This is a genomic window from Massilia jejuensis, assembly GCF_042656795.1.
GTDB classification, from domain to species: Bacteria; Pseudomonadota; Gammaproteobacteria; order Burkholderiales; family Burkholderiaceae_D; genus Telluria; species Telluria jejuensis.
On the sequence record NZ_JBHSMS010000004.1, the window covers coordinates 48,262 to 62,758 of the forward strand.

Sequence of the window (14,497 nt, forward strand, 5' to 3'; positions counted from 1 at the left end):
TTAAAAACAGTGTTCCTGCGCCGGGAAGCTGCCATCCTTGACGGCGCCGACATACGCCCGCACGGCCGCTCCGATGCTCGTTTGCCCTTCCATGAAATTCTTCACGAAGCGCGCCTTGTGGCCCGGGAAGACGCCGAGCATGTCGTGCATGACCAGCACCTGGCCCGAGCAGTCGGGACCGGCGCCGATGCCGATCGTCGGCACCTGCAGCAACTGCGTGGTTTCCTTGCCCAGCGCCGCCGGCACCGCTTCGAGCAGCACGATGGCCGCGCCCGCCGCCTGCAGGGCCAGCGCGTCGTTCTTGAGGCGTTCGGCGCCGGCATCGGTCTTACCCTGCACCTTGAAGCCGCCCAGCTGGTGCACGAATTGCGGGGTCAGGCCGATGTGGGCGCAGACCGGGATGCCACGCTCGGACAGGAAAGCCACGGTCTCGGCCAGCCAGGCGCCGCCTTCGATCTTGACCATCTGGGCGCCGGCGCGCATCAGCGCGGCCGCGCTCTCGAAGGCGGTTTCCTTGGTGGCATAGCTGCCGAAGGGGACGTCGGCCACCAGCAAGGCGTTCTTGTTGCCGCGTGCGACCGAGGCCGTGTGGTAGACCATGTCGGCAACCGTCACCGGCAGGGTCGAGCCATGGCCGGCGCAGACCATGCCGAGCGAGTCGCCCACGAGCAGGATGTCGACGCCGCAACGGTCCATCAGGGAAGCGAAGCTGGCGTCGTAGCAGGTCAGCATGGCGATCCTGGTGCCGGCCGCGCGCATCGCCTGCAGCGCGGGAATCGTGACGGCCTTCGCGACCGGCTTGCCCGGGGCCGGGGTGTCGCCGCCAGTCATTTCCTTTCCCTGCAAATAAGCGCTCATAGTGGTCCTTTTGAAAACAAATGGGTTGACGGCCCCGGTACTTGACCGAGGCGGGCGATGGCCTGGCCGGCCACGCCAGGGAGGTAATCGGCGGCGCGGCCGCGTCCGGGAATGCGCGCGTCCGGTGCCACTTCCAGCAGCGGCGCCAGCACGAAGGCGCGCTCGTGCATGCGCGGATGCGGCACGCTCAAGGCCGGGGTGTCGATGACGGCGTCGCCATACAGCAGCAGGTCGAGGTCGAGCGTGCGCGGGGCGTTGCGGTAGGGCCGTTCGCGCCCGTGCGCCGTTTCGATCGCTTGCAGCAGCTCCAGCAGGGCAGGCGCATCGAGGGTGGTCTCGACCAGGGCCACGGCATTGATGTAATCGTCGCCCGAGGAGTCGATCGGCGCCGTGCGCCACAGGCTGGAAGCGGCCACCAAACGGCAGCCGGGCCGGGTTTCCAGGCGCGCGAGGGCGTCGGCCACGCTGGCGCGTGCATCGCCGAGGTTGGCGCCGATGCCCACCACGGCGATCATTGCTCTTCCACGCCCGCGGTGGTGCCGACGCCGGCGTCGGCCGAGGCGCCCGCGCCTTCGCCGCTGCGGCTGCGCGCGGCGCGGCGCGGGGGACGCTTTTTCTTTTCGCCGGCGACCGGCGCCGGACGGTTCGCCTGCGTCACCAGGCGTTCGCGTTCGCCCGCCTCGGCTTCATAGAAGGCGGTCCACCATTCGCCCAGCTCCATGTCCAGCTCGCCGGACTCGCAGCGCAGCAAGAGGAAGTCGTAGCCGGCGCGGAAGCGCGGGTTTTCCAGCAATTTATAGGGCGCCTTGCCGTTGCGGCGCTCGAAGCGCGGCTGCATGGCCCAGATATCGCGCATGTCGGTGGCGATGCGGCGCTGCAGGGCCAGGTTTTCGGTCTGGGTGTCGAGCACGTCGTCGGCGGCCAGGTGCAAGGCCGGGATCGGCGCTTCGCCGGCGGCGCGGTAGGCGTTCCACTTTTCCAGCACCTGATGCCACAAGAGCGAAGCGAACAGGAAGCCCGGCGACACACCTTTGCCGGCCTTGACGCGCGAATCGGTCGATTCCAGGGCCAGCGTGACGAACTTCATGCCGATCGGCTGTTCCAGCACCACGTCGAGCAGGGGCAGCAGGCCGTGGTGCAGGCCGGCCGAACGCAGCTCTTTCAGGCAGGCCAGGGCGTGGCCCGAGAGCAGCAGCTTGAGCATCTCGTCGAACACGCGCGCGGCCGGCACGTTGTCGATCAGCGGGGCCATGACGGGAATCGGCGCGCGCGTGGTCGGCTCGATGGTGAAGCCGAGCTTGGCGGCGAAGCGCACCACGCGCAGCATGCGCACCGGGTCTTCGCGGTAGCGCGCTTCGGGCATGCCGATGATGCGCAGGGTCTTCCCGCGGATGTCGGCGATGCCGCCGTGGTAGTCCAGCACGGTCTGCGTGGCCGGATCGTAGTACATGGCGTTGATGGTGAAATCGCGCCGTGCCGCGTCTTCGTGCTGGGGACCGAAGTTGTTATCGCGCAGAACGCGGCCGTGTTCGTCCTTCGGGGCGTTGTTGCTGCCGTTGCCGCGGAAAGTCGTCACTTCCAGCAACTCCTGGCCGAACATCACGTGCACGATCTGGAAACGGCGCCCGATGATGAAGGCGCGGCGGAACAGTTTTTTCACCTGCTCGGGCGTGGCGTCGGTGGCGATGTCGAAGTCTTTCGGCTTCACGCCCAGCAGCAGGTCGCGCACGGCGCCGCCGACGACAAAGGCCTTGAAACCGGCTTCCTGCAGGGTTTGCGTCAGGCGGATGGCATTGGGCGACACGAGTTTCAGGTCGATGCCGTGTTCTTCCGCGCCGAGCGCGATGGCTTGGGTAGGGTCGCGCTCGTCTTTCACGCCAAGGATTTTACGAATGAATTTTTTAATCATTGAAGAGATGGAGTAAAGGCCAGCCTTGGCTGCGGGCGTGCATGGCGAGCGCGGCGCTCGGGTTGGTCGCGACCGGGTGGGACACGATCGACAGCAGCGGAATGTCGTTGTGCGAATCGCTGTAGAAATGGCTGCTTTCGAAACTGCCGAATGGGCGGTCCAGGGCAGCGAGCCAGGCATGCATGTGCACCACCTTGCCCGGCCCCGAGGTCGGCGTGCCGGCCAGCTTGCCCGTCAGCTTGCCGGCGCTGTCGACTTCCGGCATGGCCGCGATATGGTGCTCGACGCCGAAGCGCTTGGCGATCGGCGCGGTGATGTAATGGTTGGTGGCGGTGATGATCGCCACCAGGTCGCCGGCGTCCAGGTGGCGCCGCACCAGGTCCAGGGCGGCCGGGCGGATCGCCGGTTCGATCACTTCCTCCATGTACTGCGCGTGCATCGCCGCCAGGTCGCGCCGCGCGAAGCGCGCCAGCGTGCCGAGGGCGAATTCGAGGTATTCGACCGGGTCGAGCGTGCCGGCCTGGTACTGGGCGAAGAAGGCGTCGTTGCGGCGCGCGTACGCGCGCGCGTCGACGGCCCCGATGCGTACCAGGAATTGGCCCCACTCGTAGTCCGAGTCGATCGGCAACAGCGTATGGTCGAGGTCAAACAGGGCGAGCTTGTTCATTATTTAGTTTCCGACTGCGTGGATTCCGACTGCGCGGCATCGGCCGGCGGATGGGCCAACAGCAGGTCGCGCAGCAGCGGCAGCGTGACGGGACGCTGGGTTTCAAGCGAATACTGGTCGAGAGCGTCGAGCATCGTCGCCAGCGAGCGCATGTCGCGCTTGAAATGGGACAGCAGGTAGGGTAACACGCTGGCCGACAGTGTCAGGCCGCGTGCTTCGGCCGCCTGCGTCAAGGCGGCGATTTTCTGGTCGTCCGAGAGCCCGTGAATCAGGTAGATCAGGCCCCACCCCATGCGCGTTCTCAGGTCTTCGCGCACCGGCAGCACGGCCGGCGGCACCGGGCCGGTCGAGACCATGTAGGCGCCATGTTCGCGGATCTGGTTGAAGAGGGCGAAGGCATCGATCTGGGCGTTGGGCGCGAGCCGGTCGCAATCGTCGAGCAGGTACAGGGTGATGTCGGGCGAAAAAACAAAATCGGCGGGCGCGGCATCGGCGGCGATGTAGCGCGAACCGGGGGTGGCGGCCAGGGCTTGCAGCAGGTGGGTCTTGCCGGCGCCGGTATCGCCCCACAGGTAGGCGAAATGCTCGCGCGATGCGCGCTGCGCGAACTGGTGCATCAGGTGCGCCAGTTCGGCATTCTCCCCGACCTGGAAGGTATCGAGGCTGTGCGCCGGCTCGGCGCCTAAGTCGAGCACCAGCTGTTTCATGGCGATCGTGTCATCCCGGTAGTGTCATACGCATCCGCCATTATAGATGCGCTTGCGCCTGTACCGCGGGAAGCGCCGGCGCTAAGTACTCTACCGGAAATAAATGTGAATGCTGGCAAACAGAACCAGATGCGGTGCAAGGCGGCGAGTGCGCCGCAGTGCGAGCACTGCAAGCCGGAGCCAACGCAGCAACGCGCCGGTTCTGACAGCCAAAAACACATTTATTTATGGGCGAGTACTTAGGACCGGCAAGGGGTGCTCCGGATGGCGGAAGGGAGGGCATGTTTTTATTGTTATCTCGGTGAGCGCGGTTGGCAACTTGGGGCCGGGCCGTTTTGTTAGAATAGCGAATTGACTGGAATCAGCGATTGAATCTAGTTTACGCCTTCTATTTTACCGCCTCCGCTGCCAAATACCATGAGCCAACCATCTAATGTTTCTCTCTCCTACCGCGACGCCGGTGTCGACATCGACGCCGGCGACGCCCTGGTCGAAGCAATCAAACCGTTCGCCAAGCGCACCATGCGGGAAGGCGTGCTCGGCGGAATTGGCGGTTTTGGCGGGCTGTTCGAGATCAGCAAGAAGTTCAAGGAGCCGGTGCTCGTTTCCGGTACCGACGGCGTCGGCACCAAGCTGAAACTGGCCTTCGAGCTCAATCGCCACGACACGGTCGGCATCGACCTGGTCGCCATGAGCGTCAACGACATCCTGGTGCAGGGCGCCGAACCGCTGTTCTTCCTCGATTATTTCGCCTGCGGCAAGCTCGACGTGGCCACCGCCACGGCCGTGGTCAAGGGCATCGCCCTGGGCTGCGAACAGTCCGGCTGCGCGCTGCTCGGCGGCGAGACCGCCGAAATGCCGGGCATGTACCCGGACGGCGAATATGACCTGGCCGGCTTTGCCGTCGGCGCGGTCGAAAAATCGCGGATCATCGACGGCAGCAAGATCGCCCCGGGCGACGTGGTGCTGGGCCTGGCCTCGTCGGGCATCCATTCCAACGGTTATTCGCTGGTACGCAAGATCATCGAAGTGGCCAAGCCCGACCTGGAAGCGGACTTCCATGGCCGCAAGCTGTCGGACGTGCTGATGGCGCCGACCCGCCTCTACGTCAAGCCCTTGCTGGCGCTGATGGCGACGATGGAAGTCAAGGGCCTGGTCCACATCACCGGTGGCGGCCTGGTCGAAAACATCCCGCGCGTGCTGCAGGACACGCTGACGGCCGTGCTCGACGCCGGATCGTGGACGATGCCGCCGCTGTTCCAGTGGCTGCAGCAGCACGGCGGCGTGCATGATGCCGAAATGCACCGCGTCTTCAACTGCGGCATCGGCATGACCGTGATCGTCGCGCCGGAGAACGCGGATGCGGCCATGGCCCAGCTGCAGGCGGCCGGCGAGACCGTCTACCGTATCGGCGAGATCCGCACCCGCGAAGCGGGACAGGCGCAGACCGTGGTGGTGTAACGGCCGGCTGCAATCAGGTGCAAGGCGTCCCGCGGGACGCCTTTTTCGATCGTGCGGCGCACATCGATGGCACCCGGCGCCCGCTGTCTCCCAGGCCGCCTTCAGCCGGGCCGCATCCCTGACCTGCTCGCCGGCATCGAACTGTCACCATGGCAACGATCAGCCAGGGTCCGGATGCAGCACCTTGGCCACCCGCGCACCGCGCAGGCGGAAGGCATCGGGCATGCGCGATCCCAGCAGCGGGCGCAGGTACAGGCGGAAGGCGTCCGTCACGTCGGTGCCGCTTTCGCTGATGAATTCGTCTTCCATGGTGCGCGTCTTGCCGGCCACCTGGTCGAGCGGCAGCAGCGCGTAGTCGACCGAATAAAAGCCGGTGCGCCGGATTACCACCGAGCCGTCGGCGTCTCCCCACATCGCGAACTGCACCGCCTTTTCGCCCACCTCGCGCGCCTCGCGCTGGTCGACGTCCGACACGCAGCCGATGAAGGAGCGCTGCAGGTAGCCGAAGGTGTCGCCGCGCACGCGCTTGATGCCGAGCCTGGCCTTGATTTCCTCGCACAGCAAATCGGCCAGCGCGCCGGTGCCCGACAGCTGCACGTTGCCGTGCGCATCTTTTTCGATCTCTTTCGCCAGCAGCGTCACGATCGGCTCGCCCGCGGCATCGTGCACGCCTTCGGAGACGGCGATCACGCAGCGTCCGTAACGCGCGTAGGCCGCCTTCACGTCGGCCAGGAAACGCTCGAGCTCGAACACGCGCTCGGGCAGGTAGATCAGGTGCGGGCCGTCGTCCGGAAATTTTTTACCCAGGCTCGACGCGGCGGTGAGGAAGCCCGCGTGGCGGCCCATCACGACGCCGACATACACGCCGGGCAAGGCGGCGTTGTCGAGGTTGGCCCCGGCGAAAGCCTGGGCCACGAACCGGGCCGCCGAGGGAAAGCCGGGCGTGTGGTCGTTGCCGACCAGGTCGTTGTCGATGGTTTTCGGGATGTGGATGCAGCGCAGCGGATAGCCGGCGGCGCGCGCTTCCTGGCTGACGATGCGCACCGTGTCGGCCGAGTCGTTGCCGCCGATGTAGAAGAAATGTTCGATCTCGTGCGCGCGCAGGACGTCGAAGATGCGCTGGCAATAGGCCATGTCCGGCTTGTCGCGGGTCGATCCCAGGGCCGAGGAGGGCGTGGCGGCCACCAGTTCGAGGTTGTGGCTGGTTTCCTGGGTCAGGTCGAGGAAGTCCTCGTCGACGATGCCGCGCACGCCATGCAGGGCGCCGTAGATGCGGGTGACGTTCTGGAAGCGGCGCGCCTCGAGCGCGACGCCGACCATCGACTGGTTGATGACGGCGGTCGGGCCGCCTCCTTGTGCAACGAGGATTTTGCCGGACGACATTAGAACCTCCTTCACGCATGGTTCTTCAGCATAGCATCGGCATCCGGGCGCGGCCATGCGTGGCGGATTTTCGTCCCGCGCCGGAGGCGGGCGTCGCGCTTTTGCTACTCCGGCGCCCGGATATAGTCCACCAGCGCATCGCTGGCGCGCGCCGGCGGCGCCGTCAGCAGGCTGGCGACCAGCACCGCCAGCATTCCCGCCGGGACGCCGAAGATACCGGCCGACATCGGCGCGATGTCGAACCAGGCGGCGTCCATCCGCCCGCCCAGCATCGGATGCACGCGGATCATGTAGTACAGGCAGACCAGGAAGCCCGCCACCATGCCGGCGATCGCGCCCACGTGGTTGGCGCGCTTCCAGAACACGCCCAGCACCAGCGGCGGAAACAGGGTCGAGGCCGCCAGCGAAAAGGCCGCCCCCACCAGCGACAGGATGTCGGCCGGCTTTTGCGAGGCGGCATAGGCGGCGATGAAGGCCACGGCCAGCAGCAGCAGCTTGGAAATCGTCACCCGTTTCTGGGTCGAGGCGCCAGGGTCGATGATCTTGTAATAGACGTCGTGCGAAAGCGCATTCGAGATCGCCAGCAGCAGGCCGTCGGCGGTGGACAGGGCCGCCGCCAGGCCGCCGGCCGCCACCAGTCCCGAAATCACATACGGCAGGCCGCCGATCTCGGGCGTGGCCAGCACCAGCACGTCGCCGTCGATGGCGATCTCGGCCAGCTGCACCAGGCCGTCGCCATTGATGTCGACCACCTGGATGAGCGGATTGACCTTGTCGATATTGGCCCAGTAGGAAATCCAGGTCGGCAGCGAAGAAAAATCGCTGCCGACCAGGCTCGTGTAGATGTCGTACTTGGCCAGCACCGCCAGCGCCGGAATGCTCAGGTAAATCAGGAGGATGAAGAACAGGGTCCAGAATACCGACACGCGGGTGTCGTGCACCGAGGGCGTGGTGTAGGAGCGCATCAGGATGTGGGGCAGGGCGGCGGTGCCGAACATCAGGCAAAAGACGAGCGCGAGGAAATTGTTGCGGCGCGCATTCGATTCCGCTTCCGAAGCGCCCGGGAAGGGCGTGGCATGCGGCTGCGGCGGCGCGGCCCGCGCCAGCAGGCGTGCGCGCTGCTCGCGCCAGAGCGTCTCGGCATCGTCCGCCGTCTTCGGATACGCCGCCAGCGCGCGCTCGGCGCTGCGCACGTCGGTCAGCGAGACGTTGCGCAGGCGCGCCGTGTCGAGGCGGCGCTGGGCTTGCAGCTTGCCCTGTTCCCAGGAGGCGGGCAGGGCGGCCAGGCGCGCGCCATAGGCATCGGCCTCCTTGCGGAAGGTGGCGCGCACCTCGTGCTCGCGCGGGTCCGCGGCCAGCTGCGCTTCGCGCTTGGCCAGTTTCGGCAGCACCGAGCCGTAGGCCACTTGCGGCACCGGATTGTCGGCATGCTTGGCCGACAGCCACATGGTCGGCAGCAGGAAGGCGACCAGGATGATGATGTACTGCGCCACTTGCGTCCAGGTGATACCGCGCATGCCGCCGAGGAAAGAGCAAACCAGGATGCTGGCCAGCCCGAGGAAAATCCCGACCGAGAAATCGACGCCGGTAAACCGCGACGCAATCAGGCCGACGGCATAGATTTGCGCGACCACGTAGACGAACGAGACGATGATGGTCGCGCCCACGGCCAGCGCCCGCACCAGGCCGCCGCGCCCGCCCGCACCGCCGCCATAGCGCACGGCCAGGTAATCGGGAATCGTGTACTGGGCAAACTTGCGCAGGTAAGGCGCGATCAGGAGCGCGACCAGGCAATAGCCGCCGGTCCAGCCCATGATGTAGGCGAGGGCGTCGAAGCCGGACAAATACAGGCCGCCGGCCAGGCTGATGAAGCTGGCCGCCGAGATCCAGTCGGCGGCGGTGGCCATGCCGTTGAACAGGGCCGGCACGCGCCGCCCCGCCACGTAATATTCGGTCACGTTCGAGGTGCGGCTGACCACGCCGATGGTGGCGTACAGCACGATCGTGGCGAACATGAACAGGTGCCCGATCCAGAGGCGCGGCATGCCTTCGATTTCCAGGATCGTCAGGGCCAGGAGAAAACCGGCAAAGCACACGCAGAACCAGGCGTAGTAGCCGGACAGGCGCCGGAAATAGCGCTTCTGGCCGCTCACGTGGCGTCTTTCAAGGCGCGCGCATGGGCGCGGTCGAAGCGGCGCATGCACCAGGCATAGACGCCGATGATGGCCAGGCAGACCAGTGCCGCGCCCTGCGCCGCCATGTAGAACGACAACGGCCAGCCGAATACGGTGATGCCGGCCAGTTCGCGCGCGAAGTACACGGTGCAAAACCCGGTTGCCAGCCACAGCGCCAGCAGCAGGAAGGTCAGGCGGCGCGTGCGGTGCCAGTGCACGGCGCGGGCGGCGACCAGGCGGCGCTGGCGCTCCAGGTCGCGCTCGGGCGTCGATTCGGGCGAAGATACGGATTCAGCTGGCATCGATGGTGTCGTTGACGGGTGGCGGGAAGGTCAGCCGGAACAGGCTGCCCGGGAATCTGGCCGAATGGCTGCGCGGATTATTGAAAATATCGACTTCGGCGCCGTGCTGCTGCGCGATCTCGCGCACGATCGCCAATCCCAGGCCGCTGCCGCTCGCGTTCGAGCCGAGGATACGGTAAAAGCGCTCGAACACGTGGGCGCGTTCGCTCGGCGCGATGCCCGGTCCGGTATCTTCGACTTCGAGCAGCGCGGCATCGCCGTCGCGCCGTACGCGCACCGTGACGCTGCCGCCGGCCGGGGTGTAGCGCAGCGCATTGTCGACCAGGTTCGACAGCAGTTCGCGCAGCATCAGGGGGTCGGCGGCGATCTTCACGTCCTCGTCCTGGGCCTCGTAGCCGAGGTCGATGCGCTGGGCAAACGAGGCTTGCACCCAGTCCTGCACCACGCCACGGGCCACGGCGGCCAGGTCGACTTCCTCGAAGGCCAAGCCCGCATGCGGCTGGTTTTCCGCGCGCGCCAGGGCCAGCAGCTGGTTCACCAGGCGCGTCGCCGATTCCGAACTTTTTGCCAATTGTTCGAGCGAACGATGGATTTCGTCCGGGTCGACCTGGCGCAGGGCCAGTTCGGACTGCATGCGCATGCCGGCCAGCGGCGTCTTCATCTGGTGCGCGGCGTCGGCGATGAAGCGCTTTTGCATGTCGATGGTCTGGGCCAGGCGGCCGAGCATGTCGTTGAGCGAGCCGACCAGGGGCGAGATTTCCTCGGGCACCTGGCGCGAATCGATGGGGGAGAGGTCGTCGGAGGGACGGGCGCGAATGCGTTCCTGGAGTTCGGCCAGCGGCGACAGGCCGCGCGAGAGGGCGAACCAGACCAGCGCCAGGATGATCGGCAGGATGATGAACTGGGGCAGGATCACGCCCTTGATGATCTCGTTGGCGAGCAGCGCCCGCTTCTCGAGCGTTTCGGCCACCTGCACCAGCGCCTTGCGCGCGAAGGCGGGCGAGCTGCTGTCGGGCGGCGATAGCGGGTCGAGGTTGATGTACAGGTAAGCCACGCGCAAGGGGGTGCCGTGCAGGACGGCATTGCGGAAGTGCACGGCCCCATCCTTGTCCCCGTCGTCCTCGCGCGGGCGCGGCAGTTCGCGGTCGCCGTCGACGTGGCGTCCGGCGGCGTCGACCACCTGGAAATACACGCTGTCGATGTCGTCGGCGCGCAGGATGTCGCGCGCGCTGCGGGGCAGGCGGAAATCGATGACGCCGTCCACTTCGCGCATCTGCTGGGCCAGGACCGTGACCCGGTCTTCGAGCGCATGATCGAAAGGCTGGTTGGCGATCGATTTCGCGACCAGATAGGTGATCGCGATGCTCATCGGCCACAGCAGCAGCAGCGGGGCGAGCATCCAGTCGAGGATCTCGCCGAACAGCGAATGCTGGATGTTTTCTTCGGGCTCGGGGTTGGGCGGGACGTAGAGCGGCTCGGGCAGCCCGGTATCGGGCTCGATCAGGCCCGCATCGCGTTCGTTCACTTCTGGTCGACGGCTTGCTCGGCGCCGGCGCGCGCGGCGTCGGAATACTTTTCCAGGCAATAGCCCAGGCCGCGCACGGTAGCGATACGCACGCCGCCGAGCTCGATCTTCTTGCGCAGCCGGTGCACGTAGACCTCGATGGCGTTGTTCGAAACTTCTTCTCCCCATTCGCACAGATGATCGACCAGCTGTTCCTTCGACACCAGTCGCCCGGTGCGCGCCAGCAAGATTTCCAGCAAGCCCAGCTCGCGCGCCGACAAATCGAGCATCTGGTCGTTGATGTAGGCGCTGCGCCCGACCTGGTCGTAGACCAGCGGGCCATGGCGGATGACGGTCGGGCCGCCGCCGGCGCCGCGCCGGGTCAGGGCACGCACGCGCGCCTCCAGCTCGGACAGGGCGAAGGGCTTGGCCATGTAGTCGTCCGCCCCGAGGTCGAGCCCCTCGACGCGCTGCTCCACGGAGTCGGCCGCGGTGAGGATGAGCACCGGCAGCAGGGAGGCGCGCGCGCGCAGGCGGCGCAGCACTTCCAGCCCGGACATCTTCGGCAAGCCCAGGTCGAGGATCAGGAGGTCGAACTCCTGGGTGGACAGGGCCGTGTCGGCATCCTGTCCGTTGCGCACGTCGTCGATCGCGTAGCCGGACTGGCGCAGGGAACGCGTCAGTCCGTCCGCGAGTACGCTATCATCTTCAGCAAGCAGAATTCGCATAAGATCACCCTGTTATCAATTAGACTTTCTGGCCGCCCCCATTGTGTTTGATTTGGCGCAACAATGCGAGCCTTCTTCAACAGTCAGGCAAATTTGCGCTTGCCAAAACCACTGGATTTTTATACAGTAGTGGATATTGAAAAGCGTGAGGGTGCCCACACCTTGGTACCTCCAAGACTGAGAGAAAATTATGGACGACAAAAAAGTAGTACACAACGCTGCTGAAAAAGGCAAGGCTCTTGCCGCCGCCCTCGCGCAAATCGAAAAGCAGTTCGGCAAGGGTTCGGTCATGCGCATGGATGCGAACACGCCCGTCGAGGAAGTGCAGACCGTCTCCACCGGCTCGCTGGGCCTGGATATCGCACTGGGCGTCGGTGGCTTGCCGCGCGGCCGCATCGTGGAAATCTACGGTCCGGAATCGTCGGGCAAGACCACGCTGACGCTGCAGACCATCGCGCAAATGCAAAAGATCGGCGGTACCTGCGCCTTTATCGACGCCGAGCATGCGCTCGACGTCGGGTATGCGCAAAAGCTGGGCATCAAGCTCGACGAGCTGCTGATCTCCCAGCCGGACACCGGCGAGCAGGCGCTCGAAATCACGGACGCGCTCGTGCGCTCGGGTTCGGTCGATCTCGTGGTCATCGACTCCGTGGCGGCCCTCACGCCGCGCGCCGAGATCGAAGGCGACATGGGCGATTCGCTGCCAGGCCTGCAGGCACGCCTGATGTCGCAGGCATTGCGCAAGCTGACCGCTTCGATCAACCGCACCAACACGCTCGTCATCTTCATCAACCAGATCCGCATGAAGATCGGCGTGATGTTCGGCAGCCCTGAAACGACGACCGGCGGTAACGCACTGAAGTTCTACGCCTCCGTGCGCCTGGACATCCGCCGTACCGGTTCGATCAAGTCGGGCGACGAGGTGATCGGTAACGAAACCAAGGTCAAGGTCGTCAAGAACAAGATCGCGCCACCGTTCCGCGAAGCGCACTTCGACATTCTGTATGGGGAAGGCACCTCGCGCGAAGGCGAAATCCTCGATCTTGGTGCCGACAACAAGATCGTGGAGAAGTCCGGTTCCTGGTACAGCTATAACGGCGAACGCATCGGCCAGGGCAAGGACAACGCTCGTCAGTTCCTGAAAGACCGCCCGGCACTGGCGCGCGAAATCGAAAACAAGGTGCGTGCAACCCTCGGCGTGCGCGAACTGCCACCACCGGTCGGCGGCGATGCGGAAGACAAGGCGCCGAAGCTGAAGGCTGTTTCGGAATAATCGGATGGAGACCGGCCAAGGTCTCCTCCGATGCACTGTACCGCCATGCGTGCACCTGTATTGAGTTTGAAAGGCCGGGCCCTGCGCTTCCTCTCCATGCGGGAGCACAGCCGGCTCGAGCTCAAACGCAAGCTGGCGCGCCATGCCGAGGAGGGCGACGACATCGACGCGCTCCTCGATTTCCTCGAAAAAAATAACTGGTTGTCGCAGGAGCGCTTTGCCGAATCGCTGATCCATCGCAAGGCTGGCCGCTATGGCAACAGCCGCGTCGTTGCCGAGCTGCAGAGCCACGGCGTCAGCGGCGAGGCACTGGCCGAACTGAAGTCCGGCCTGGCCGATAGCGAGCATGCACGCGCGGTCGAAGTCTGGCAGCGCAAGTTCGGCACCGTCGCCCGGGACGCGGCCGAGCGCAGCAAGCAAATGCGCTTCCTCATGGCGCGCGGCTTTTCCAGCGCCGCCGTGCGCGCTGCACTCAAGGGCGCACCCGAGGACGACGAGGATGGTTAAACCCGCCTCGCCGGCAGCGCTACGCAGTCTCCATACCGATGACCCAGGCGCCAGCGTGGAGCGCCATCCGGCGATATGCGTCCGCATATTCCTCAACCCGGATGGCGCTACACGCTGGCGCTTGTCGTTGTATGCGCGCTTACCTGCCGCAGGTCGACGGAGGATGAGGCGGCAGGAAAGGCCGGTCACGACCCCGGTGCGCCGTCCGTGCCCGGCGTCGCGCACGAATAAAGGCAAGCTGGCCATCTTTCCCTCCTGCCGGGTCCGGCGCCCTCCATGTTGCAGTGCAACCGCCTCCCGCGTGTGCTAAACTTTCACGGTTTAAGCAGCGCCGCATGAGCGGTTGTTGCCGCAGAAGCTGCGGTAACGTGCATCAGCACACCGGCTGCCCCATTGATCGCCGCTTCAGCGGCACCCGTTTTCTATGCCTCTGTCCTCTCCCGCTTCGCGCTCGCTCCGGCACACGCGCGCCATTACCGTCGAAGCCTATGCGCGCGACGATGGCCTGTGGGATCTTGACGCGCGTATCCGCGACATCAAGGCACGCGACATCGAACTGGCCTCCGGCAACCGCCCGGCGGGCAGCGCCGTGCACGACCTGAGCCTGCGCATCACCATCAATACGGATCTCGAGATCGTCGATGCCGAAGCTTCGTCCGACGCGGTGCCGTATCCCGGCTATTGCGACGTGATCGGGCCGGCCTACAAGAAATTGATCGGGCTATCGCTCGCCAAGCATTTCCGGCTGCACCTGAAAGACCGCCTTTCGGGCGTGCTCGGCTGCACCCACCTGACCGAACTGGCGCAGGTCTTGCCCACCGCGGCAATCCAGGCCTTCGCCGACGATGCATTCGAGCTGCGCAATGCCGCCCCCGCGGGCGACGCTGTGCGTCCGTATGAAATCGACCGCTGCCACGCACTGCGCGCTGACGGTCCCGCTGTGGCAAAGTACTACCCGCGCTGGGTAATCAAGGCCGTACAGGGGACCGAGGTCGAAGTACCTTAACAAACCATCCAAATCAGT

General features: G+C 65.6%; 14 protein-coding genes. 4 read left to right on the top strand and 10 right to left on the bottom strand.

Going from position 1 to position 14,497, the window contains the following annotated elements:
- Genes panB through hda form a run of 5 tightly spaced genes read right to left on the bottom strand, consistent with a single transcriptional unit; the run spans position 1 to position 4,141 of the window.
- The gene (panB, locus tag ACFPOU_RS01175) at positions 1-858 is read right to left on the bottom strand and encodes a 3-methyl-2-oxobutanoate hydroxymethyltransferase (protein ID WP_379715918.1); all 858 of its coding nucleotides are present in this window, start codon (positions 856-858) and stop codon (positions 1-3) included.
- Entirely contained in the window at positions 855-1,373 is a 519-nt protein-coding gene (gene folK, locus ACFPOU_RS01180) for a 2-amino-4-hydroxy-6-hydroxymethyldihydropteridine diphosphokinase (RefSeq protein ID WP_379715921.1), read from the bottom strand. The genes panB and folK overlap by 4 nt, the downstream gene beginning before the upstream one ends.
- Positions 1,370-2,767, bottom strand: a complete 1,398-nt coding sequence (gene pcnB / locus ACFPOU_RS01185) for a polynucleotide adenylyltransferase PcnB (protein WP_379715924.1) — start codon at positions 2,765-2,767, stop codon at positions 1,370-1,372. Before pcnB ends, folK begins: the two co-directional genes overlap by 4 nt.
- Positions 2,760-3,434, bottom strand: coding sequence for a histidinol-phosphatase (locus tag ACFPOU_RS01190; protein WP_379715927.1), 675 nt, complete (start codon positions 3,432-3,434; stop codon positions 2,760-2,762). Before ACFPOU_RS01190 ends, pcnB begins: the two co-directional genes overlap by 8 nt.
- Complete coding sequence (hda, locus tag ACFPOU_RS01195; protein WP_379715930.1) at positions 3,434-4,141, bottom strand: DnaA regulatory inactivator Hda; 708 nt, start codon at positions 4,139-4,141, stop codon at positions 3,434-3,436. The genes ACFPOU_RS01190 and hda overlap by 1 nt, the downstream gene beginning before the upstream one ends.
- A gap of 417 nt (positions 4,142-4,558) precedes the next feature.
- On the opposite strand from hda, the gene purM reads away from it, so the two are divergent.
- The gene (gene purM, locus ACFPOU_RS01200) at positions 4,559-5,602 is read left to right on the top strand and encodes a phosphoribosylformylglycinamidine cyclo-ligase (RefSeq protein ID WP_379715933.1); all 1,044 of its coding nucleotides are present in this window, start codon (positions 4,559-4,561) and stop codon (positions 5,600-5,602) included.
- A 159-nt stretch (positions 5,603-5,761) separates the two neighbouring features.
- Here purM and ACFPOU_RS01205 read toward each other — a convergent pair whose 3' ends face one another.
- From ACFPOU_RS01205 to ACFPOU_RS01225, 5 genes are all read right to left on the bottom strand, one after another.
- Positions 5,762-6,985, bottom strand: coding sequence for a 6-phosphofructokinase (locus tag ACFPOU_RS01205; protein WP_379715936.1), 1,224 nt, complete (start codon positions 6,983-6,985; stop codon positions 5,762-5,764).
- A gap of 104 nt (positions 6,986-7,089) precedes the next feature.
- Positions 7,090-9,138, bottom strand: coding sequence for a sodium:solute symporter family protein (locus ACFPOU_RS01210; protein ID WP_379715939.1), 2,049 nt, complete (start codon positions 9,136-9,138; stop codon positions 7,090-7,092).
- Positions 9,135-9,461 (bottom strand): DUF4212 domain-containing protein, encoded by a 327-nt coding sequence (locus tag ACFPOU_RS01215; protein WP_379715942.1) that lies wholly within the window; start codon positions 9,459-9,461, stop codon positions 9,135-9,137. Before ACFPOU_RS01215 ends, ACFPOU_RS01210 begins: the two co-directional genes overlap by 4 nt.
- Positions 9,451-10,986, bottom strand: a complete 1,536-nt coding sequence (locus ACFPOU_RS01220; RefSeq protein ID WP_379715945.1) for a sensor histidine kinase — start codon at positions 10,984-10,986, stop codon at positions 9,451-9,453. The genes ACFPOU_RS01215 and ACFPOU_RS01220 overlap by 11 nt, the downstream gene beginning before the upstream one ends.
- A complete protein-coding gene (locus ACFPOU_RS01225; RefSeq protein ID WP_379715948.1) occupies positions 10,983-11,693 on the bottom strand; it encodes a response regulator transcription factor in 711 nt (236 codons plus the stop codon). Before ACFPOU_RS01225 ends, ACFPOU_RS01220 begins: the two co-directional genes overlap by 4 nt.
- A gap of 190 nt (positions 11,694-11,883) precedes the next feature.
- Between ACFPOU_RS01225 and recA the strand changes: the two genes are divergently transcribed.
- The 3 genes from recA to ACFPOU_RS01240 all read left to right on the top strand — a co-directional run bounded on the left by recA (position 11,884) and on the right by ACFPOU_RS01240 (position 14,479).
- The gene (recA, locus tag ACFPOU_RS01230) at positions 11,884-12,966 is read left to right on the top strand and encodes a recombinase RecA (RefSeq protein WP_379715952.1); all 1,083 of its coding nucleotides are present in this window, start codon (positions 11,884-11,886) and stop codon (positions 12,964-12,966) included.
- A 45-nt stretch (positions 12,967-13,011) separates the two neighbouring features.
- Positions 13,012-13,473 carry a recombination regulator RecX gene (gene recX, locus ACFPOU_RS01235; protein ID WP_379715955.1) on the top strand — a complete coding sequence of 154 codons (462 nt, stop codon included), beginning with the start codon at positions 13,012-13,014 and terminating at the stop codon, positions 13,471-13,473.
- Positions 13,474-13,897: 424 nt separating this feature from the next.
- Entirely contained in the window at positions 13,898-14,479 is a 582-nt protein-coding gene (locus tag ACFPOU_RS01240; protein ID WP_379715958.1) for a DUF2889 domain-containing protein, read from the top strand.
- Positions 14,480-14,497: the final 18 nt, after the last annotated feature.

What these genes read in the sequence shown, in the direction of transcription:
- panB (WP_379715918.1), bottom strand. Translation starts at nt 858, where the DNA reads ATGAGCGCTTATTTGCAGGGAAAGGAAATGACTGGCGGCGACACCCCG.
- folK (WP_379715921.1), bottom strand. Translation starts at nt 1,373, where the DNA reads ATGATCGCCGTGGTGGGCATCGGCGCCAACCTCGGCGATGCACGCGCC.
- pcnB (WP_379715924.1), bottom strand. Translation starts at nt 2,767, where the DNA reads ATGATTAAAAAATTCATTCGTAAAATCCTTGGCGTGAAAGACGAGCGC.
- ACFPOU_RS01190 (WP_379715927.1), bottom strand. Translation starts at nt 3,434, where the DNA reads ATGAACAAGCTCGCCCTGTTTGACCTCGACCATACGCTGTTGCCGATC.
- hda (WP_379715930.1), bottom strand. Translation starts at nt 4,141, where the DNA reads ATGAAACAGCTGGTGCTCGACTTAGGCGCCGAGCCGGCGCACAGCCTC.
- purM (WP_379715933.1), top strand. Translation starts at nt 4,559, where the DNA reads ATGAGCCAACCATCTAATGTTTCTCTCTCCTACCGCGACGCCGGTGTC.
- ACFPOU_RS01205 (WP_379715936.1), bottom strand. Translation starts at nt 6,985, where the DNA reads ATGTCGTCCGGCAAAATCCTCGTTGCACAAGGAGGCGGCCCGACCGCC.
- ACFPOU_RS01215 (WP_379715942.1), bottom strand. Translation starts at nt 9,461, where the DNA reads ATGCCAGCTGAATCCGTATCTTCGCCCGAATCGACGCCCGAGCGCGAC.
- ACFPOU_RS01225 (WP_379715948.1), bottom strand. Translation starts at nt 11,693, where the DNA reads ATGCGAATTCTGCTTGCTGAAGATGATAGCGTACTCGCGGACGGACTG.
- recA (WP_379715952.1), top strand. Translation starts at nt 11,884, where the DNA reads ATGGACGACAAAAAAGTAGTACACAACGCTGCTGAAAAAGGCAAGGCT.
- recX (WP_379715955.1), top strand. Translation starts at nt 13,012, where the DNA reads ATGCGTGCACCTGTATTGAGTTTGAAAGGCCGGGCCCTGCGCTTCCTC.
- ACFPOU_RS01240 (WP_379715958.1), top strand. Translation starts at nt 13,898, where the DNA reads ATGCCTCTGTCCTCTCCCGCTTCGCGCTCGCTCCGGCACACGCGCGCC.